Here is an 18191-nt window from a genome sequence, read left to right as displayed (position 1 = left end):
CGGCAGTTGGCGTGGTTCGGTCGCGCGGGGTCAGGGCTTGAGGAGTGCTTTGATGGCGCGGCGCTCGTCCATGGCCTTGTAGCCCTCGGCGACCTGCTCCAGGGGCAGGGCGAGGTCGAAGACCTTGCCCGGGTCGATCCGGCCCGACAGGACGTACTCGATCAGCTCGGGCAGATAGCGGCGCACCGGAGCGGGGCCGCCGCGCAGGCCGACCTGGGAGAAGAACAGCTCCTGACCGTCGACGGCGACTCCGTGGGGGACGCCGACGAAGCCGACGTTGCCGCCCGGCCGCGCCGAGTGCAGCGCCTGCCCCATGGCCTCGGCGGTACCGACGCACTCAAGCACCGCGTCGGCGCCGATCCCGCCGGTGAGGTCCTTGATCCGCGCGATGCCTTCCTCGCCGCGCTCGGTGACGATGTCGGTGGCGCCGAACTCGCGGGCGAGCTTCTGGCGGGACTCGTGGCGGCTCATCGCGATGATCCGCTCCGCGCCCATCTCCTTCGCCGCGATCACCGCGCACAGGCCGACCGCTCCGTCGCCGACGACGACGGCGGTGGAGCCGGGCCGGACCTCGGCGGCGTCGGCGGCCCACCAGCCGGTGCCCATCACGTCGGAGACGGCCAGCAGGCCGGGCCAGAACTCCTCGCCCGGCACCTCGTCGGTGGCGACCAGGGTGCCCTGGGCGTTGGGGATGCGCACGTAATCGGCCTGACAGGTGCCCATGAACTCGCGGTTCAGGCAGCTGGACTGGAAGCCGTTGCGGCAGTTGGCGCAGGTGTTGTCCGAGGTCGCGAACGAGCCGACGACGAACTGGCCCGGCCTGACCGAGGTGACGTCGCTGCCGACCTCTTCCACGAAGCCGACGTACTCATGCCCCATCGGGTGTGCCTCGTCGGTCGGTTCCACGCCGCGGTAGGGCCACAGGTCGGAGCCGCAGACACAGGTGACGGCCGTGCGGATGATCGCGTCGGTGGGCTTGAGGATCTTGGGGTCGTCGAGGGTCTCGAAGCGCACATCGCCGGGGGCGTGGATGACTGCTCCGCGCATGGGGGAAACGTCCTTACGTGCTCAGGATGGGCGCTGGTGCCCGAGTGCGGTTGCGTACCGGGGGCGAGAGGGGCGGCACCGCCGTGGGTGCCGTCGCGTCCCGGACGGGCACTTCCGGGTGCGGCGCCGTGGCGCCGCGGGCTGTGAAGTGCCGCGCCGTCCAGGTAAGCGGATTTCCGCGCGGGCAGCGAGATACCGGTGAGAGGTGTACTGCCAGTACACCCCTCCCGCGGCGCGCAGGCCGTACGGTCGAGGTGTGGACAACCGTGATGAGGTCCGCGAGTTCCTCACCTCGCGGCGAGCGAAGATCACCCCCGAGCGGGCCGGCCTGCCCGCCGGGAGCAGGAGGCGCGTGCCGGGGCTGCGCAGGAGCGAGGTCGCGACCCTGGCCGACATGAGCGTCGAGTACTACGCGAAACTCGAGCGGGGCAACCTCGCCGGCGTCTCACCGGCCGTCCTCGAAGCCGTCGCCCGCTCCCTGCAGCTGGACGATGCCGAACGTGCCTATCTCCTGCATCTTGCGCAGGCCGCCGACGGCTCCGACGCCCTCACCCGCCCCCGTCGCCGTACCACCCCGCAGTGGACGCCGCACCGCAGCCTGCAATGGACGCTGGACGCGATCACGGCCGGGCCCGCGTTCGTGCGCAATGCCCGCATGGACGTCCTCGCCACCAACCAGCTCGCCCGCGCCTTTTACGCCGACCTCTACGCCACGCCCCGCAATCACGCGAACCTCGCCCGGTTCAACTTCCTCGATCCCGCATCCCGGCGCTTCTACCCCGACTGGGACCTCTTCGCCGACATGGCGGTGGCCATCCTGCGCACCGAGGCCGGCCGCAACCCCCACGACAAGGACCTGCACGACCTCGTCGGCGAGCTGTCCACCCGCAGCGAGGAGTTCCGCGCCCGCTGGGGCGCCCACAACGTGCGCCGTCACGGCACCGGCACCAAGCGGTTCCACCACTCGGCCATCGGCGACCTCACGCTCGCCTACGAGGGCCTGGACATGGCCGCCGAACCCGGCCTCACCCTCACCATCTACACCGCCGAACCCGGATCCCCCTCGGAAGAGGGCCTGCGCCTGCTCGCCACCTGGGCCGCCACCCAGGACTCCGGCTCACCCGCGCGGCAATCCACCGGCTGAGGCGCCACCACCGCGCACTGGCTTACGCGACGCCACCGGAGACCAGCTCGGCCAGATGGTGCAGCGAGGTCCCCACGATGCAGACGACGCGGCGAGGCGGAACTCGTCGGCGATGCCCCGCCGGCCCGGAACCTATGTGATCTGCCCGGCTGCCCACTCGGCCCATTCGCGGCGCATGGCGTTGAACCGCAGGCCGTATTCCAGAACGATCCGGCCGTAGGACGAGAGGTTGTCGTCGTCCCAGTCGATGGACTCGGCCAGGCGCCGCAGGCTCTCCTCCCCCTGGGCCGACATGTCGGCCAGTTCGGCGAGATAGGTCTGCGCCTGGCCGGGAGTCAGCACTCCGAGGAAGAACACGCGCAGCAGGATTTCGCTGCGGGTGTTCCGCTGTGGCGTGGTCTCGGTCAGCCATCGCCGGAGCTCGGCCATCCCCTCCTCGGTGAGGGCGTACTCCTTGCGGCCTCTCGGCCCCTCGGCGGCCACGGTGATCAGCCCGCCGCGCGCCAGCTTGGTCAGCTCTGTGTAGATCTGGCTCTGGGTCGCCGGCCAGACGGTGGCCAGCGAGGTGTCGAACAGTTTCAGCAGGTCATAGCCACTGGCGGGCCGGTCGGAGAGAAGCCCCAGCAAGGCATGTCGAAGGCTCATGCGCCCACTCTACATTCCAGCATTGACATGTCACTATAGGAAGGTCTAGCTTCCACATGTCAGAAGTGGAATGACAAACAGACCGAACGGGGAGTCACCGATGTCGTATCTGCGCACCTTCCTCCCATGGATCGTCTTCGCCGTGCTCCCGTCCGGCCAGTGGAGGTGGGCCGCACTGGCCGCCCTGGTGATCGCGGTGGCGGTGACCGTTCAGCAGCGCCGGACCGGCGCCGGATTCGACAGCCTGATCATCGAGGTGAGCTCGGCGGCCTTCTTCGCGGTCCTGGCCGTGATCGCCTTCGCCGACCCGCACTCGGCCGTGCACGACTACTCGGCGGCCGCGTCGTCCGGCACACTGGCGGTCGTCGCGGGGGTCTCGCTGGCCGTCGGCAAGCCGTTCACGCTGGGCATCGCCAAGCGCACCACGCCCCGTGAGGTCTGGCACCTCAAGCCCTTCATCCGGGCCAACGCCGTCATCACCGCCGTGTGGACCGCCGCCTTCGCCGTGACTGCCGTCGTGCTCGCCGTCGTCGCGCACACCGGCAACGGCCACTCCACTCCGGCCACCCTCATCCAGGTCGCCGGGTTCGTGATCCCGATGGTGTTCACGATCCGCTACGTCGCCACCGCTCAGGCCAGGGCCGGCGCCGCGTGAAACAGAAACGCCGTACGACCTCGGGTAGGGGCTCGCCCCGCCTGAGCGGGTACGACGTCACCTGGCCCCGGCCATCCCGAAGGACGTGGCGAATGCCTTCGGCACGGGCGGGCAGGGGTCGACGTTCGTCGCAGACCTGCCCTCCTCCGTGGGGAGTTCCCTCCCGGGATCGACCGATGGGCGCTTTGAGCGCACGCGGCAGAACGCCCGCCCTCAGCCGAACGCGGCCAGGGAGACCGGCTGCCACTCGCGCCAGGTGCTCAGACGCTCCTCGTAGAGACCGGCGACATCGGTGAAGGACTTGCCGAGGAGGATCCTCAGTGGGGGCCGCTCCGCGTCGACGATCCGAAGAATCGCCTCGCGGGTCGCGCGCGGGTCGCCGACCTCGAAATCCGGTGCGGTGGCCGTGTGGACTTCGGTGTAGTCCGGGTGCCGCTCACTGTGCTGCGCCCCGCGGGCCAGCCAGTCGGTGGCATAGGGGCCGGGCTCGACGTTCGTGATGTGAACGCCGAAGGCCGCCACTTCCTGCGCCAGCGACTCCGACAACCCCTCAAGAGCCCATTTCGAGGCGTGGTACGCGCCGATGCCGGGGAACGCCCGTACGCCGCCCTCGCTGGTCACTTGCAGGATCCTGCCCGATCGCTGCGCCCGCATGAGGGGCAACACGGCCTGCGTGACCCACACCGCGCCGAAGAAATTGGTCTCCATCTGGGCCCGGAGTTCGTCCTCGTTCACCTCCTCGACCATGCCGAAATGCCCGTAGCCGGCGTTGTTGACCGCGATGTCCAGCGAACCGAAATGCGAGTGGGCACGCCGCACTGCCTCGTGCACCGCGGCACGGTCGGTGACGTCGAGCCGCACCGGCAGCACCGCGTCCCCGTACCGCTCGACCAGAGGGGTCAGCCGGCTGACATCCCGAGCCGTCGCCGCGACACGATCTCCGCGTTCGAGCGCGGCGTCCGCCCACTCGCGGCCGAACCCCCTCGAGCTGCCCGTGATGAACCACGTCTTCGCCATGATCGGTACTCCCTGTGGATGGATCGCCTGCTTAGCCACTCCATCGTGCTGCCGGTCAAGGTATTCCACCAGCGAAGGTCTCGCATGGAAGACATGCGGCTTCGGAATACGTCAGAATGACCGCATGGCCGAGCTATCCCTCACTGGTCTCCGCGTCGTCCAGGCCGTGGTCGACACAGGATCGTTCACCGCCGCGGCCGACGCGCTCGGGTACACCCAGTCAGCGGTGTCCCGTCAGGTGGCGGCCATGGAAGCCGCCGCCGGCGCACCGCTGTTCGTCCGGGGCGCCCGCGGGGTGACCCCCTCCCCCGCGGGCATGGTGCTCGCCCGCCGAGCCGCGACGGTCCTCAACGAGATCGACGCTGTCAGCACGGACCTCGCCGGGCTGAAGGACCACGTCACCGGACGAGTCGCCATCGCGGCCTTCTCCTCGGCCGCCGCCGTGCTCGTCCCCCGCACACTGGCCCGCCTCCGAAACGACCACCCGGGACTGATCGTCGAGTTCGGCGAGGCGTCCTCGCCCACGCAGCTCCGCCAACTCCGTGCCCATCGCATCGACGTCGCGGTGATCGGCGTGGGACCGGACCTGCCCGCCTACGACTTCGAGGGGCTGCGCCGCGAACTGCTCTTCGACGGCAGCCTCCTGCTCGCCGTCCCCGCGCACCACCGGTTCGCCGGCCGTGGAACCATCCCGGTGACCGAGCTGAGGGACGAACCCTGGATCGTCGGCAAGGGCCTCCGTGACGACCCCCAGTTCGGCGCCTGGCCAACCCTCGACCGCCCGCGCATCGCCTATGCCGCCCGCGAATGGCCCACTCGCCTCGGCCTGGTCGCCACTGGCCTCGGCATCGCCGTACTCCCCGAAGTGGCCGCCGCCTCGGTCCCCACCGGCGTCCGCACCGTCCGCGTCGACGACCCCGCCTGGCTCGGCCGGGCGATCGTCGCCGTCACGATCCGAGACCGCTCTCCCGAGGTGACGGCCACCGTGGGGGCGCTGCGCCACGAGGCCGCGCAGCTTCGCACGGCGCCATGACCCACCGCGGCGTCATCATGGGCCAGCGCCGGTGCACCGTGGAGGAAGCCTTCGGCATCCTGCGCTCCGCCTCCCAGCACCGCAACATCAAACTCCGCAACCTGTGCACCGAACTGATCACCGACGTCAGCGGATCAACGGCTTTTCGCGGCCGTCTGCGCGTCTCAGTGCGGTGTGGCACCGGAGAAATCCGGACCGCGCCTCGCGCCCGTGCGCTAATGTCCCGACATCGATCAGAAACGAACGCAAGTTCTGCAAGGGGTGGGGTATATGGGCATGGTCGTGCGCACCGGACCGGGCAGACGCACCAGAGCGGCGGGCGCGGTGTTCGCCACCGCGTTGCTGTGTGCCGGCGCGGCGGGCTGTGGCGCGGAGAAGGCCGATGGGGAGAAGTCCGGTGCGAAGGAGCCGCGCATGGCGCCCGCGGCGGCCGTGCGGGCGGCGGCGGAAAAGACCGAGAAGCTCACCTCGATGAGCTACCGGATGTCCGGCAGGACCCCCGAGGACGGCCGCTTCGAGGGCGAAGGAGCTATGGCCTTCAACCCGCCCGCGATGCGGATGAAGACGCGCTCGCTCGGCCAAGGCGCGGACACGTCGGTGGAGTTCCGGCTCACCGGAGGCAAACTGTACCTCGGTGGCGATGCCATCAAGGGCGGGCTCGACGAGGAGTCCTCCTCCCAACTCGACGGCAAGAGCTGGCTCGCGACCGACGCCTCGGCCCTGGGCAAGGGCGGCTCCGGCGCGGCGGGACAGGGCGCCCTCACCGACCGGGCCGACAAGAACCCGGCCGAGGAGTCCACCTTCCTCTCCGGCGCCGACAACGTGCGACGGGTCGGCACCGAGACCATCGGCGGTGTCCGGACCACCCACTACCGCGGCACGGTCTCCCTCGCCCAGATGCGCGCGAGCCTCAAGGACGAGGACGCCGCGACCCGCAAGCGCCGTGAGAAGAGCCTGCGGCAGTACGAGGAGCTGGGCGTCGACCGCCTGGCCATGGACATGTGGATCGACCAGGAGAGCCGCACGAAGCGGTTCCGCACGCGCGGCAAGGGCGACAGCGGCCCGCTCGACATCACGGTCACCTTCATGGACATCAACAAGCCGGTCACGGTGCAGGCCCCGCCCGCGAGCGACACCTTCGACCTGGCCGAACTGGCCCGGGGTCTGGAGGACTGACTCCCGGCTCTCGGGGCCCGGCACTCGGAGGGTAGGCGTACGCCAGCGGTCGTGTGGGACGTGTCGCCTTGAGGGGACGGTGGTGGCCGTCAGGGGGTGCGGGGCTTCCCCTGGGCGTACAGCCACTTGTTGAACAGCGGGCCGAGGTTCTTCCCGGACTCCCGTTCCGCGAGGCGCCGGAACTGGGCGGTGGTGCCGTGTCCGTGGCGGTGCTGTACGGCCCAGGCGCGCAGGACGCGGAAGAAGACCCGGTCGCCGACGGCGGTGCGCAGGGCGTGCAGGGCCATGGCGCCGCGGTTGTAGACGGGGCGGCCGAAGATCTTGGCGCCGCTGCCGGGGTTGCCGGGCGGGAACGCCCACAGGGGATCGCCGGCGGGAGTGGCGTACAGGTCGTCGAAGCTCTCCTGGGCGCCGGCGCCGCCGTGCTGCTCCTCGTAGAGCCACTCGGCGTAACTGGCAAAGCCCTCGTTGAGCCAGATGTCCTTCCAGGAGGTGAGGGAGACGGAGTCGCCGAACCACTGGTGGGCGTTCTCGTGGACCAGGGTGCCCAGGTCGGGGGCGCTGCCGTAGAGGGGCCGGGTCTGGGTCTCCAGTGCGTAGCCGACATCGGGCGCGTGGTCGACGATGGAGCCGGCGGCGTGGTACGGGTAGGGCCCGAACAGCTTGCTCTCCCACTCCAGCACGGACGGCAGCTTCTTCAGCACGGGTGCGGCGGCGGTGGCCTCGCGCGGGTCGACGGCGTCGTAGACCTTGATGCCGCTACGGGTCGTGTACTGCTTGACCTTGAACTTCCCGACGGTCGCGGTGGCGAGGTAGGCGGCCATGGGCTCGGTCTGCCGCCAGCGGAAGGTGGTCTTCCCCTTGCGGGTGCTCCGGCCGAGCAGGACGCCGTTGGAGACGGCGGTACGGCCCTTGGGGACGGTGATCGTGATGTCGTACGACGACTTGTCCAGCGGGTGGTTGTTGGCGGGGAACCAGGTCATGGCGCCCTGGGGTTCACCGGCGACGAACGCGCCGTCGTCGGTGGGGATCCAGCCGTCGAGGGAGCCGTCAGGGTCGGTGACCGGGGCGGGCCTGCCCTGGTAGGTGACGGTGACGCGGAACCTCTGCCCCTTGTGCAGGGCGCGCCGGGGCGTGACGACGAGTTCCTGACCGCTGCGCTTGTACGCCGCCCTGGCCCGGCCGACGGTCAGACCGGTGATCCTCAGGCCCTTGAAGTCGAGATCGAAACGGGCCAGGCGCTGGCCGGCGCGGGCGGTGAGGACCGCCTTGCCGGTGAGGTGACGGCCCGTCGGGTCGTAACCGAGCGTCAGTCCGTAGTGCGAGACGTGGTAACCGCCATTGCCTGCGAGCGGGAAGTACGGGTCGCCGACGCCGGGAGCGCCCGCCCGTCCGGCAGCGGTGGCGGGCCCGGCCGCCGCGAGCAGGGCCGCCACGGCGACGGGGACGGTGGCGGCGACGGCGCCGCGGCCGAGGACGGCGGTGCGTATGCGGGGTTGGGTCACGTGCGCGCTCCTTGGGGGGGTGGCGTGTGCTCAAAGAATCCTCAGAGTAGGCAATCGGACCCCCGGCTCACCCCCCATTCGGGTCACGTCACCTCACGCCATGCTGCTTGCCTCCGACGAGGCAGGCCGTGGACGGCCCGACTTCTTCGAAGGCGGCGACGGTCTGGCCCGCGACCTCGACGCGGGCCAGACCGTGGTCATCCCTGGTGCGGGACACCTCGCCCCGCTGGAACACCCCGCAGTGTTCTGCCCCCTGCGTCCCTTGGCGCGCCCATCTCTGCCGACGTGACTATGTGAGATCGACGAGGAGTGCGTCGAGTGCACTCTTCAGGGCCTCGGAGTTGGCCGGGTCGAACCAGGTGGTGCGGATGCGTTCGTTGTTTCCGTTCGGGGTCTCGTGGTCGGCTGCGAGTTGGTGCAGGGAACGGGTCTCATCCCTCAGAGCGCGACCGACACCCTGGAAGAGGCTGCGAACGTAGCGGTCCGCGTCCTCGGAGGCGATGCCGTTTTCGGCGGCCCACGACGTGAGAGTGGCGAGGTACCAGTAGTGGGTGGTGAGCGTTCCCGTCAGCGCGGAGAAGACGTTGAAGGCGGCCTCGTCCGCAACGGGAAGCACCCCGCCCAGGCGCTCGAAGAGGGAGTTCACCTCCGGGTGCGAGGGGTACACCACCGTGACGGAGCGGCGTTCGCGGATGGCCGGCAGGGGGATGGCCCGGGTCAGCGGGGCGCCGGTGGCGAGTGTCCGTCGCAGGTCGTCGTTGCCGACGCCGGCCATGACGTTGACCACGATCTTGTCGTCGTCCACCCTCACAGCGGTCAGGGCATCGTGCCGGTCTTGGCGCCGTACGGCGATGATCACTAACTCGGAGCGGTCCACCACCTCCTGGTTGTCGGCGCACACCTGTACGCCCTCGTACCGCTCGGACAGCTCCGTGGCCGTGTCGGCGCCCCGGGGGGAGAGAAACACCTCCGGCAGCTCGTCACCCCCATGACGCAGGCCCATCACGATGGCCCGGCCGATCTCGCCCACTCCGATGATCCCGATGCGTTTCATGGTGTCGTCCTCCATGGTGTGTGGTGGTCGTGCCCCGGGTCCGGTGGTGCCGGTGTCACACCGGTCGAGGCCGTCTCCACAGCAGTGCGACCGTCAGGACCCCTGCCAGACAGGGAGCCATCCCGGCCCAGCCCAGCGCCGGAGGCAGGCCGGTGGCGCCGGAGGTGTCCTTGGTGAGCAGCCCGGTCAGCCCGAAGCTCGTGCCGAGCACGAACATCGCGGTCGTGGCGAGGCGGGCCCACCGCTTGCCCGCCTTGACCGCCCGGATCGTCCAGAGCCAGGCGAAGACACCGAGCGCCCCGACGACGGACAACAGGCCCAGGTAGGTGGTGACGGCCGTATCGATCCGCGTCCGGCTGTACGTGGGATAGCCGGCCCGGATGTGGTCGGCCAGCAGATGGGTGGTGGCATGGTCGACGAACGGGCAGACGGCGGCGACGGCGGTCAGGGCGAGCCCGATCCACATCACCACCAGGAGCGTGCGGCGCCGCCGTGCCGAACCTGCTGCGGTCATTCCTGCTGCCATCTCAACTCTCCCGTCCCGGCATACGTGCCGGTTTGATGAAAAGGGTTCTCTCCGGCCCGGTCAGCCGTACATCGCCACGCGGTGGAGAGCCGCGAGCGCGTCGTCGATGGGATGGGGCTGCGGCTTGCCGGAGGAGTCGAGCCTGTTCCACCTCTGCAGGTTCACCGCGACGGCCATCTGCCGCTTGCCGTCGGCTCTGGTCATGGCGAGCGCGCCTGCACCCCAGACCGTGCCGCCGTGGCCCCAGAAGGTGCCCTGGCCGGGGGCCTCCATCGGGTGCAGGCCGAGGCCGTAGGCGATCGTCTTTCCCTCCTGGGAGACGACCGGGACGGTGCGTTGCATCTGCGCCGGCGACGACGGGCTGACGATCTCGCCGGCCAGCAGCATGCCGAAGAAGCGGTTGAGGTCCGCGACGGTCGATATCAGCGAGGCCGCCGGCCCCACCCATGACATGTCGTAGACGCTGTAGTCACGCGGCGGGTCGATCATGCCGAACCACGCCTCGTAGATCTGCGAGTGCGGCCCGTCGACGTACGGCTCGGTGGGGAGTCCGGTGTCCCGGAGCCCGGCGCGCTCGATGACGTTCCGGGTGATGTACCGCTCGGCCGTAGTGCCGGTGACCTGTTCCAGCAGTGCGCCGAGGAGCAGGTAGTTGGTGTTGGAGTACACCCCCGGAGCGCCGCCCGGGGTGCCTACGGCAGGTGCGGCGACTCCCATGTCGATCAGTTCGGTGGGGTGAAACCGCGTGAGCCGGTTGTCGTCCAGGCTCTGGGGCCCGGTGTCCGCGAGGGCGGGGAACGTCTTGAGGGAGGGGTATGCGTAGGGGAGGTACTCGGCGAGGCCGCTGGTGTGGTTGATCAACATCCGCACCGTGATCGCGTCACCGCGCGCTCCGGGAACCAGCCGCGGGAGGTACCGGCCGGTCGGCGCGTCGAGACCGATCTGACCGCTCTCGACCTGCTGCAGAACCGCGGCGGCGGTGAAGGTCTTGGTGATGCTGCCGACGCGGTGCCGCATGTCGGCGGTGGCGGGGCGACCGGTGGCGACATCGGCGACCCCGGCGGCGCCGCGCCAGACCTGGTCGCCGTCACGCACTTCGGCGAACAGGCCCGGCATCCCGGCGCGGTGGACGTTTTCCATGGCGGCGTTCAGCTCCGCGGGATCCAGCGGGTTCCTCACGACTGCGTCCTTTCGTCATCCCCGGGGGCCCGGGTAACAAGGCACGAGTTCGCACGCCGGCCCACCTCCTGCCGGGCCGCTCGACACGCCCATGTCCTCATTATGCACGCGGTGCGTGCAACGCCAAGTGCATAGGTTAGGCTGAGAACCGGCGAGAGGGGTGAGATGACAGGCCGAAGGCGCTGGTCGACCGAGGAGATCCTGGACGCGGCGGCGGAGTTGCTGCGCACGGGCGACGCCGAGTCGTTCAGCGTGCGTAAGCTCGCCGCGTCGCTCGGGACCGATTCCTCCAGCCTCTACCGGCACTTCCGCAGCAAGACCGAACTGCTGCGCGCGGTCGCCGACCGGATCCTCCTGGCCGCCATGGACGGCTACCAGCCCGAGGGCGACTGGAAGCAACGCATCACCGCACTGGCCCTGCGCGTCAGAGAGGCCTTCGGCCGGCAACCCCAGCTCGCCGCGGTCTGGGGACGCTACGCGTCAAGCGGCACCGGTTCCCGGCTGGTCATGGAAGAGGTGCTGCAGGCTCTGCGTGCTTCGGGACTGCCCGACGAGGAGATCCCGGCGCGCTACCACCGGATCGTGGTCCTCCTCGCCGCATTGATCGCCTCCGAGGCCGGGGTCAGCACCATTACCCCCCAGGAGTACGAACAGGCCATGGAGCTGTTTCGCGTCGCGGTCCTCGGCGCCGACCCCGAACGCTTCCCGGCCCTGGCCCACTTCGCCCGCGACGTCCGCCCCCTGGGAGCGGACCGCCGCGCTGCGTTCGAAGAGATCCTCGCCGCCCAACTCGCCCACATCGAGGCCGCGATCTGCCGGAGCTAGCCGACCGGCTCGAGAGTGTCGGCAAACGGCGGCGGCCTGGCTGAACGTGCGGAGGCCGGCGCCCTTGCGGGTACAGCCGGTGGTGTTCTCGTTGGTGCCGCGCTGCCACAGGCTCCGTGGCTTACAGGCCTGGTGTTCGGCCAACTCCCGGCCCCGGTGGTGGAATACCGAGGAGACTCCCGGTGAGGCGCGGGGTGACCTGCTCGGCTTCGATACCGTCCGGCAGCCCAACGATGGTCGTGTGCCCATCACGAGGTCGCCCCCAGTGGCCGGGGACCGTGCGGTCCTCAACCTCGGCTGCGAGTGGGCCTGCCCGCGACCCGGTCGGCGAGAGTTCGCATCGCACAGGCTCAGGTCACCTGGAGCGACTGAGTCCGGGCCGGTCCAGGTGCGCGGTGGGCGCGGCGGTAGGCCAGTGGGGACAGGCCGAGGTGGGTGTGGAAGTGCTTGCGCAGCGCGACGGGGTCCCCGAAGCCGCAGGCTGTGGCGATGCGCGCGACGGTCAGGTCGCTGGACTCCAGCAGGCGGCGCGCCTGGGCCAGCCGGCTTTGCACCAGCCATTGGAGGGGGCTCGTGCCCACCTCGGCGCGGAACCGCCGGGTGAACGTGCGCTCGCTCATGTGGGCGTGGCGGGCCATGTCCTGCAACGTGACCGGTTCGGCCAGCCGGCTCAGTGCCCACTGGCGGGTGGCCGAGGTGGAACGGTCGGCATCCTTCGGCACCGGGTGCTCGATGAACTGTGCCTGTCCGCCCTCGCGCCACGGAGCCACCACGCATCGCCGCGCCGCGGCGCCGGCCACCGTCGCGCCGTGGTCCCTGCGGACCAAGTGGACGAACAGGTCGATGCCGGCTGCCCCACCGGCAGCTGTCAGGATGCGGCCGTTGTCGACGAACAGCACGTCCGGATCGACCTCGACGTCGGGGAACCGCCGGGTGAACTGGCCGCACAGCGCCCAATGGGTGGTGGCCCGGAGTCCGTCCAGCAGACCGGCCGCCGCGAGCAGGAATGACGAGGTGCACAGGCTGACGATGCGGGCCTCGGGCCTGATCCGGGCGAAGGCCGCGGCGACCCGGGCGGGCAACTCGCCGGTGGCGAGCAGATGTTCGTCGGGCTCCTGGGTGGCGATCACTATGGTGTCCGCGTCCTCCAGGAGTGACTCGTCGTCGTCGACGACGATCCGGAAGCCCTCGTTCGTGTGGACCGGCCGGCCGCCGAGCGAGCAGGTCGTCACGGAATAGAGCCGTGCCCCGGTCGGATCGAGGGCCTCGTTGAGCACCCGGGCCGGGATACCCAGGTCCATCGGCATGACCCCGTCGAGGGCGAGAACGGCAACACGATGCGGCATGGCTGGAATGGTACGACAGGTGGCTGTCCAGCCACTCACGGAGTCTCTGAGCATCGACGAGGCTGAAGCACGTGCCCGGGCTCCCGGCCCGGACTGAAGGACATGCGAAGCGGATATGAGCGAGGAAAGTATGAGCGAGCAGACGATGCGCGCGGTCACCATCGAGGAGTTCGGCGGGCCGCACGTGCTGACCGCCGGCCGGGTCGCGCGCCCCGAGCCGCTGCCGACAGAGGTGCTGGTGCGCGTGCACGCCGCCGGAATCAACCCGGTGGACTGGAAGACCCGCGCGGGTCACGGTATGGCCGGGCTGCAGACGCTGCCGCTGATCCTCGGCTGGGATGTCTCCGGCGTCGTCGAGGAGGTCGGCTTCGGGGTCACCACCCTCGTACCCGGCGACGAGGTCTACGCCATGCCGTGGTTCCCGCGCCCGGCCGGCGGGTACGCCGAGTTCGTCACGGCACCGTCCCGCCAGTTCGCCCGCAAGCCGGCCTCGCTCTCGCACGTCGAGGCCGCGGCTCTGCCGCTCGCGGCGCTCACCGCCTGGCAGGCCCTGGTCGACACGGCGCGCGTCACCACCGGGCAGCGGGTGCTGGTGCACGCCGCGGCCGGCGGCGTGGGGCACTTGGCGGTGCAGTTCGCCAAGCACCTTGGCGCCGAGGTGATCGCGACCGCCCGCGAGCCCCGGCACACCTGGCTCAAGGAACTGGGCGCGGACGAGACGATTGACTACACCCGGCAGCGGTTCGAGGAGGCCACGGGCAAGGTCGATGTCGTCATCGACCTGGTCGGAGCCGCGGACGGCACCGACGTGCGTTCGGTGTCGGTGACCCGGCGAGGCGGCCTGGTCATCTCCATCCCGGGCGGTGTCTCGGGCACTCTGGCCGCCGCTGCCGGGCAGGCGGGTGTGCGCACCAGCCCGCTGCTGGTCGAGCCGGACGCCGCCGCCCTGACCACCGTCGCCGGCCTGGTCGACTCCGGCGCGGTCCGGGTCGAGGTCGAACGCACCTTCGCCCTGGAGCAGGCCGCCGAGGCGCACCGGCTGGGTGAGACCAACCGCACCCGCGGCAAGCTCGTCCTGGAGGTGACGCGGTGACGTCGACAACCGCACTCGTCGTCGGGGGCACCGGGACCATGGGCGCCCGAGTCGTCCGCGCCCTCGCCGCACGGCCCGGCACCGTCGTACGCGTGCTGACGCGCGACCCGTCCTCGGACCGGGCCCGTGCCCTTGTCGAGGACACCCCCGGTGACGTTCGGCCGGTCCGCGGTGACCTGGACGACGAGCAGTCCCTGAAGTCCGCCTTCCACGGCGTCGACCAGGTCTTCTGCAACACCGACTTCTTCGCCACGACCAGCCCCCAGCAGGAGTGCGCCCAGGGTCTGCGGGCGCTGCACGCGGCGCAGGAGGCCGGGGTGGACCGGTTCGTCTGGTCGTCACTGGACAACGCCGCCATCCTCACCGACGGGCGTATCCCGGTCCCGCACTACGACGCGAAGGCCGCGGTGGAGGCATACATCGCGCTGCACCGCTCCGAAGAGGCCATGCGGCAGGAGACCGACGGCTGGTACTCGCGGCACGTGGCCGTCCTGGTGACGGCACCGTACTTCGAGAACCTGTACGGCCTGGCGCCGCGCCGGACCCGGCTGCCCGACGGCCGCGAGGGTCTCCTGTTCGCCCTGCCGCTCGGCAAGGACGGCCGCTGGCCCCTGATCGCGCTCGACGACATCGCCTTCTTCGCCCGCCACCAGCTCGACCACTGGGACGACTGGGGCGGCCGGACCCTGCGCATCGCCGCCGACGCCCTCACCGGCGACCAGATCGCGGCAGCGTTCGAGAGGACGACCGGAATACCGAGTGCCTACCAGGCGGTGGACCTCGACGAGTTCAGCCGGTCCCTCCCGGGGATCGGCCATGACTTGGCCGCGATGTTCGCGTTCTTCCAGGACCGCGACCTTCTCTCCCGGGACCGGGACCTGCAGGCCCTGCGCGCCCTGCACCCCGAACTCGCCACCTTCGGCGACTGGTTGGCCACCACTGGGTGGGACGGCACCGCCGGGGGATGACGACGCGGCGGCACCGCACTCCGCTCTCCGCTCTCCGCTCTCCTTCGACACCGCCTTGCCGGTCCGGGGCGGCACCGGCAGCGGTCGAAAATGATCTTTGCTCTTGAAGAGGACATTGATGCAGAACGTCATGCGGGCGCATTCCCTGCCCGCGCATTCGATCACCCGCTCCTCCGCCGCCGAACTCATCGCAGCTGTGCGCGCGGCCGCCGAGAACATCGGATTCGAAGCCGCTGTCGCGGTCACAGACGCAGGCGGCCATCTGAAGGCGTTCGAACGTGCCGACGACGCACCGTTCCTCGCCGCCGAGGTCGCCGTCGACAAGGCGTGGACGGCAGCCTCCTACCGCAGCGCCACCCACGTCTGGAATTCCTACCTGGCCGATCCCGAGGTCGCCCCTCTCGCCCATCATCCTCGGCTCATGGGCGTCGGCGGCGGCTATCCCGTCATCGAGCTCGGCGAGGTCATCGGCGCTTTGGGCGTCTCCGGCGGCAGTGCCGAGCAGGACCGGCAGGCCGCGGAAGCCGCACTGCGAGCGCTGGGGTTCGAAATCCCCGCCTGAGCCACGTACGCGCCCGACCGGCGTCAGTCCCGCCGGCATACGACGGCTGATCACCCGTCTCACCGACCGCCGGCCCACACCCGTCGAGCACATCCTGCACTGGTCCACCTGGCGTCGAAGGCGAAAACACCAAGCCCGCACCATCCACTACGAACGACGCGGACACAGCGCCTGACCTGGCCATCAGGCACGGCAAGCACCGTTGCCGCGGTACCCGGGACTTTCCCGCCGGAAGAGGTCGCCACCGTCGCCTCCTCCTACCGCGGATACGAGGCACTGCGCGCCGGCTTCGCGCACTACCGCACCCTCCTCGAGGACGGCCGCGTCAACCGGGCCTGGCACGAAACCGGAGGAACCCTTCCCATGCCCGTACTCGCCGTCGGCGGCGAGCACAGCACAGGCGCCCGACTCGCCGACAGTCTGGACACGGCCGGCCCGCACCTGACCGGTGCGGTGATTCCGGGCAGTGGCCACTTCGTGCCCGAGGAACGTCCCGATGACCCAGGCGCCGGTCGGGTGGGCTGTGACGCCCAGGACATTGCAGCGGCCAGGGAAGCGGGTGCCCTCCGGCCGCGCAGGCCGGAGGGCGGGTTGCGTGCGGTGTCAGTCGCCTCTGGTGGCGGCGGCACGAGCACGACATCGCTCAGTCGATCGTCCGGGACAGAAGCTAGAACGTGCGGTTCAGGCGGAGCGACAGGTAGCAGCCGCCGGCACGGCCGTCGGTGTCGTCGCCCACCGTCACGGGCTGCCCCGCTCTGACGATTTGCGAGGTGTTCTTCGGGCGGGTGTTCTTGCACTGCCCCTTGGCATCGCCGCCGTCGTCGCCGTACCACTGCACCTCAAGGATGATGTCCGAGCGACCGGACAGGGCGAAGGTGAGGTTGCACCAGCCCGCTCGGCCGTCGGTGTCCACCCGGATGGGGTCGGCGAACGTCCTAAGGGAGGAGTCGATCGGGATCGTTTTCGGGCCCCCGTTCTGGCGCTGGGTGTCGTCGCTGCCGGGCTCTGCCTCCCAGGTGTAGGTGGCGGTCAGGCCCGCGAGAGAGTTCGACGGGTCGTAGAGGCCGAAGGCCAGCTGACAGCCGCCCGCGCGGTCGTCGGTGTCCAGGCGGATGGGGGTACTCCAGTCGGCCGCGCTGAACCACCGCTCCGGCGGGTTCGTCGGCCCGTCGCACTGGCCGTTCCCGTCGGGGTAGAAACGAACGCCCAGCTCGGGCGCGGCACTGGCCGAGGACGACGAGGCGCTGGCTGACGTGGCCGACAGGCCGGTCACCATCAGCATGCCGACTGCCAGCGCGGAGGCTAATCGGGCCGATCTCCTGCCCAGCTTCAGCTTTCTCACGTGTGTCTCCCAGGATGTCTTCGCTTGATCCGGAAAAGGTGCCGAACCGTTCCACGAGCGTGAATGACCATCACTGCATTGCCGATTGGCGCGATGGAACAGAGAAGAACAGAGGAAACGCGAGGTGCGTCAGACGGTGGAAGGCGGAATGAGCCCCTCCAAACCGAGGCGCCGCGCCGACAGCGCGCGGCGGCAACGGCAAGAGTATCCAGGGCACATCAGGCCAACCAGCAGGCCGATATCGGCCATACCTGGCCGGTATCAGCCTGCTGGCGCGCAGCTAGGACGAAGACGGAGCCTGACCGTTTTGCCGCGGTGGAACCATAGGGCCGCAATCCCAAGCCTGGTGTGCGGATGGTGGGCAGGTCGTCGTGGACGCCGTCGTCCGGCCGACACGCCGGACGACGGTCCGGACGATGCCCTCTGAGAACGACGTCGGACCGGACTGCGGGAGTGCTCGGGGCGGCGGGCGGTGGCCCGGGGGTGGCTGCCGCGCCGACGCATCCGCCGTCAGGGGGTGCGGGGCTTCCCCTGGGCATACAGCCACTTGTTGGACAGCGGGCCGAGGTTCTTCCCGGACTCCCGTTCCGCGAGGCGCCGGAACTGGGCGGTGGTGCCGTGTCCGTGGCGGTGCTGTACGGCCCAGGCGCGCAGGACGCGGAAGAAGACCCGGTCGCCGACGGCGGTGCGCAGGGCGTGCAGGGCCATGGCGCCGCGGTTGTAGACGGGGCGGCCGAAGATCTTGGCGCCGCTGCCGGGGTTGCCGGGAGGGACGCCCACAGGGGATCGCCGGCGGGAGTGGCGTACAGGCCTGCCGCAGGACAGCCACCCACGGTCGCGTGACGCCTTGGGTTCGAGATGTCCGCAGGCCTGCGCCTACAGTGACGCCACGGGCGAGGAGGACGGGACGACAACACGGCCTTCCCGTCCTCGCAGGCCAGAAGGATTCTGCCCGCGTAGCGCGTGGTGGGGCGGGTGGGACTCGAACCCGATCCGGTGACCCATCTCACCTGCGGTTTTACCGGAGAACCGGACATCTCCATCCGATTCAATCCTGCTGCACCCCTCCTCACG

General features: G+C 70.2%; 18 protein-coding genes and 2 pseudogenes. 10 read left to right on the top strand and 10 right to left on the bottom strand.

Going from position 1 to position 18191, the window contains the following annotated elements:
• Nucleotides 1-30 precede the first annotated feature (30 nt).
• Complete coding sequence (locus ACFZCY_RS05425; protein ID WP_391169651.1) at nucleotides 31-1047, bottom strand: zinc-binding dehydrogenase; 1017 nt, start codon at nucleotides 1045-1047, stop codon at nucleotides 31-33.
• A gap of 256 nt (nucleotides 1048-1303) precedes the next feature.
• On the opposite strand from ACFZCY_RS05425, the gene ACFZCY_RS05420 reads away from it, so the two are divergent.
• Nucleotides 1304-2191 (top strand): helix-turn-helix domain-containing protein, encoded by an 888-nt coding sequence (locus tag ACFZCY_RS05420; protein ID WP_391169649.1) that lies wholly within the window; start codon nucleotides 1304-1306, stop codon nucleotides 2189-2191.
• A 132-nt stretch (nucleotides 2192-2323) separates the two neighbouring features.
• Here ACFZCY_RS05420 and ACFZCY_RS05415 read toward each other — a convergent pair whose 3' ends face one another.
• Nucleotides 2324-2836 carry a helix-turn-helix transcriptional regulator gene (locus ACFZCY_RS05415; RefSeq protein WP_391169647.1) on the bottom strand — a complete coding sequence of 171 codons (513 nt, stop codon included), beginning with the start codon at nucleotides 2834-2836 and terminating at the stop codon, nucleotides 2324-2326.
• Nucleotides 2837-2936: 100 nt separating this feature from the next.
• Between ACFZCY_RS05415 and ACFZCY_RS05410 the strand changes: the two genes are divergently transcribed.
• Entirely contained in the window at nucleotides 2937-3491 is a 555-nt protein-coding gene (locus tag ACFZCY_RS05410; RefSeq protein WP_391169644.1) for a hypothetical protein, read from the top strand.
• A gap of 213 nt (nucleotides 3492-3704) precedes the next feature.
• On the opposite strand, the gene ACFZCY_RS05405 is transcribed toward ACFZCY_RS05410, so the two are convergent.
• Nucleotides 3705-4508 (bottom strand): SDR family NAD(P)-dependent oxidoreductase, encoded by an 804-nt coding sequence (locus tag ACFZCY_RS05405; RefSeq protein ID WP_391169642.1) that lies wholly within the window; start codon nucleotides 4506-4508, stop codon nucleotides 3705-3707.
• A 124-nt stretch (nucleotides 4509-4632) separates the two neighbouring features.
• Between ACFZCY_RS05405 and ACFZCY_RS05400 the strand changes: the two genes are divergently transcribed.
• The 3 genes and pseudogenes from ACFZCY_RS05400 to ACFZCY_RS05390 all read left to right on the top strand — a co-directional run bounded on the left by ACFZCY_RS05400 (nucleotide 4633) and on the right by ACFZCY_RS05390 (nucleotide 6717).
• A complete protein-coding gene (locus tag ACFZCY_RS05400) occupies nucleotides 4633-5541 on the top strand; it encodes a LysR substrate-binding domain-containing protein (RefSeq protein ID WP_391169640.1) in 909 nt (302 codons plus the stop codon).
• Nucleotides 5538-5648, top strand: a pseudogene (locus ACFZCY_RS05395) (ANTAR domain-containing protein); the annotation flags it as partial. The gene ACFZCY_RS05400 and the pseudogene ACFZCY_RS05395, both read left to right, overlap by 4 nt.
• 163 nt (nucleotides 5649-5811) lie before the next feature.
• Complete coding sequence (locus ACFZCY_RS05390) at nucleotides 5812-6717, top strand: DUF1396 domain-containing protein (RefSeq protein WP_391169637.1); 906 nt, start codon at nucleotides 5812-5814, stop codon at nucleotides 6715-6717.
• A gap of 89 nt (nucleotides 6718-6806) precedes the next feature.
• Here the strand turns inward: ACFZCY_RS05390 and ACFZCY_RS05385 are convergent, their stop codons facing one another.
• The gene (locus ACFZCY_RS05385) at nucleotides 6807-8222 is read right to left on the bottom strand and encodes a M1 family aminopeptidase (RefSeq protein ID WP_391169635.1); all 1416 of its coding nucleotides are present in this window, start codon (nucleotides 8220-8222) and stop codon (nucleotides 6807-6809) included.
• Nucleotides 8223-8322: 100 nt separating this feature from the next.
• Between ACFZCY_RS05385 and ACFZCY_RS05380 the strand changes: the two genes are divergently transcribed.
• On the top strand, nucleotides 8323-8511 hold the full coding sequence (locus tag ACFZCY_RS05380) for a hypothetical protein (RefSeq protein ID WP_391169633.1): 189 nt from the start codon (nucleotides 8323-8325) through the stop codon (nucleotides 8509-8511).
• Here ACFZCY_RS05380 and ACFZCY_RS05375 read toward each other — a convergent pair whose 3' ends face one another.
• The 3 genes from ACFZCY_RS05375 to ACFZCY_RS05365 all read right to left on the bottom strand — a co-directional run bounded on the left by ACFZCY_RS05375 (nucleotide 8512) and on the right by ACFZCY_RS05365 (nucleotide 10981).
• Nucleotides 8512-9276, bottom strand: a complete 765-nt coding sequence (locus ACFZCY_RS05375; protein ID WP_391169631.1) for an NAD(P)-binding domain-containing protein — start codon at nucleotides 9274-9276, stop codon at nucleotides 8512-8514. It abuts the gene before it with no gap.
• Between the two features lie 55 nt (nucleotides 9277-9331).
• The gene (locus ACFZCY_RS05370) at nucleotides 9332-9790 is read right to left on the bottom strand and encodes a hypothetical protein (RefSeq protein WP_391169629.1); all 459 of its coding nucleotides are present in this window, start codon (nucleotides 9788-9790) and stop codon (nucleotides 9332-9334) included.
• A 72-nt stretch (nucleotides 9791-9862) separates the two neighbouring features.
• Nucleotides 9863-10981, bottom strand: a complete 1119-nt coding sequence (locus tag ACFZCY_RS05365) for a serine hydrolase (protein WP_391169627.1) — start codon at nucleotides 10979-10981, stop codon at nucleotides 9863-9865.
• Between the two features lie 165 nt (nucleotides 10982-11146).
• Between ACFZCY_RS05365 and ACFZCY_RS05360 the strand changes: the two genes are divergently transcribed.
• The gene (locus ACFZCY_RS05360; protein ID WP_391169624.1) at nucleotides 11147-11806 is read left to right on the top strand and encodes a TetR family transcriptional regulator; all 660 of its coding nucleotides are present in this window, start codon (nucleotides 11147-11149) and stop codon (nucleotides 11804-11806) included.
• Between the two features lie 350 nt (nucleotides 11807-12156).
• Here the strand turns inward: ACFZCY_RS05360 and ACFZCY_RS05355 are convergent, their stop codons facing one another.
• Nucleotides 12157-13152 carry a helix-turn-helix domain-containing protein gene (locus ACFZCY_RS05355; protein ID WP_391169622.1) on the bottom strand — a complete coding sequence of 332 codons (996 nt, stop codon included), beginning with the start codon at nucleotides 13150-13152 and terminating at the stop codon, nucleotides 12157-12159.
• Between the two features lie 130 nt (nucleotides 13153-13282).
• Here ACFZCY_RS05355 and ACFZCY_RS05350 point away from each other — a divergent pair, with 130 nt between their 5' ends.
• The 3 genes from ACFZCY_RS05350 (at nucleotide 13283) to ACFZCY_RS05340 (ending at nucleotide 15775) form a co-directional block, all read left to right on the top strand.
• The gene (locus ACFZCY_RS05350) at nucleotides 13283-14245 is read left to right on the top strand and encodes a zinc-binding dehydrogenase (RefSeq protein WP_391170366.1); all 963 of its coding nucleotides are present in this window, start codon (nucleotides 13283-13285) and stop codon (nucleotides 14243-14245) included.
• Nucleotides 14242-15213, top strand: a complete 972-nt coding sequence (locus ACFZCY_RS05345; RefSeq protein ID WP_391169620.1) for an NmrA family NAD(P)-binding protein — start codon at nucleotides 14242-14244, stop codon at nucleotides 15211-15213. The genes ACFZCY_RS05350 and ACFZCY_RS05345 overlap by 4 nt, the downstream gene beginning before the upstream one ends.
• A gap of 118 nt (nucleotides 15214-15331) precedes the next feature.
• On the top strand, nucleotides 15332-15775 hold the full coding sequence (locus ACFZCY_RS05340) for a heme-binding protein (RefSeq protein ID WP_391169617.1): 444 nt from the start codon (nucleotides 15332-15334) through the stop codon (nucleotides 15773-15775).
• A gap of 667 nt (nucleotides 15776-16442) precedes the next feature.
• Here ACFZCY_RS05340 and ACFZCY_RS05335 read toward each other — a convergent pair.
• Together ACFZCY_RS05335 and ACFZCY_RS05330 are read right to left on the bottom strand one after the other, a co-directional pair.
• A complete protein-coding gene (locus ACFZCY_RS05335) occupies nucleotides 16443-17117 on the bottom strand; it encodes a hypothetical protein (RefSeq protein ID WP_391169615.1) in 675 nt (224 codons plus the stop codon).
• A 510-nt stretch (nucleotides 17118-17627) separates the two neighbouring features.
• Nucleotides 17628-17926 (bottom strand): annotated as a pseudogene (locus tag ACFZCY_RS05330) (M1 family peptidase); the annotation flags it as partial.
• Nucleotides 17927-18191: the final 265 nt, after the last annotated feature.

Source organism: Streptomyces sp. NPDC007983 (genome assembly GCF_042958345.1).
GTDB lineage: Bacteria > Actinomycetota > Actinomycetes > Streptomycetales > Streptomycetaceae > Streptomyces.
This window is presented reverse-complemented; position numbering and strand designations above follow the sequence as displayed.

Coding starts and splice junctions, on each gene's coding strand:
- ACFZCY_RS05380 (WP_391169633.1), top strand. CDS start 8,323: ATGCTGCTTGCCTCCGACGAGGCAGGCCGTGGACGGCCCGACTTCTTC.
- ACFZCY_RS05355 (WP_391169622.1), bottom strand. CDS start 13,152: ATGCCGCATCGTGTTGCCGTTCTCGCCCTCGACGGGGTCATGCCGATG.
- ACFZCY_RS05390 (WP_391169637.1), top strand. CDS start 5,812: ATGGGCATGGTCGTGCGCACCGGACCGGGCAGACGCACCAGAGCGGCG.
- ACFZCY_RS05410 (WP_391169644.1), top strand. CDS start 2,937: ATGTCGTATCTGCGCACCTTCCTCCCATGGATCGTCTTCGCCGTGCTC.
- ACFZCY_RS05360 (WP_391169624.1), top strand. CDS start 11,147: ATGACAGGCCGAAGGCGCTGGTCGACCGAGGAGATCCTGGACGCGGCG.
- ACFZCY_RS05340 (WP_391169617.1), top strand. CDS start 15,332: ATGCAGAACGTCATGCGGGCGCATTCCCTGCCCGCGCATTCGATCACC.
- ACFZCY_RS05350 (WP_391170366.1), top strand. CDS start 13,283: ATGAGCGAGCAGACGATGCGCGCGGTCACCATCGAGGAGTTCGGCGGG.
- ACFZCY_RS05425 (WP_391169651.1), bottom strand. CDS start 1,047: ATGCGCGGAGCAGTCATCCACGCCCCCGGCGATGTGCGCTTCGAGACC.
- ACFZCY_RS05405 (WP_391169642.1), bottom strand. CDS start 4,508: ATGGCGAAGACGTGGTTCATCACGGGCAGCTCGAGGGGGTTCGGCCGC.
- ACFZCY_RS05415 (WP_391169647.1), bottom strand. CDS start 2,836: ATGAGCCTTCGACATGCCTTGCTGGGGCTTCTCTCCGACCGGCCCGCC.
- ACFZCY_RS05400 (WP_391169640.1), top strand. CDS start 4,633: ATGGCCGAGCTATCCCTCACTGGTCTCCGCGTCGTCCAGGCCGTGGTC.
- ACFZCY_RS05375 (WP_391169631.1), bottom strand. CDS start 9,276: ATGAAACGCATCGGGATCATCGGAGTGGGCGAGATCGGCCGGGCCATC.
- ACFZCY_RS05370 (WP_391169629.1), bottom strand. CDS start 9,790: ATGACCGCAGCAGGTTCGGCACGGCGGCGCCGCACGCTCCTGGTGGTG.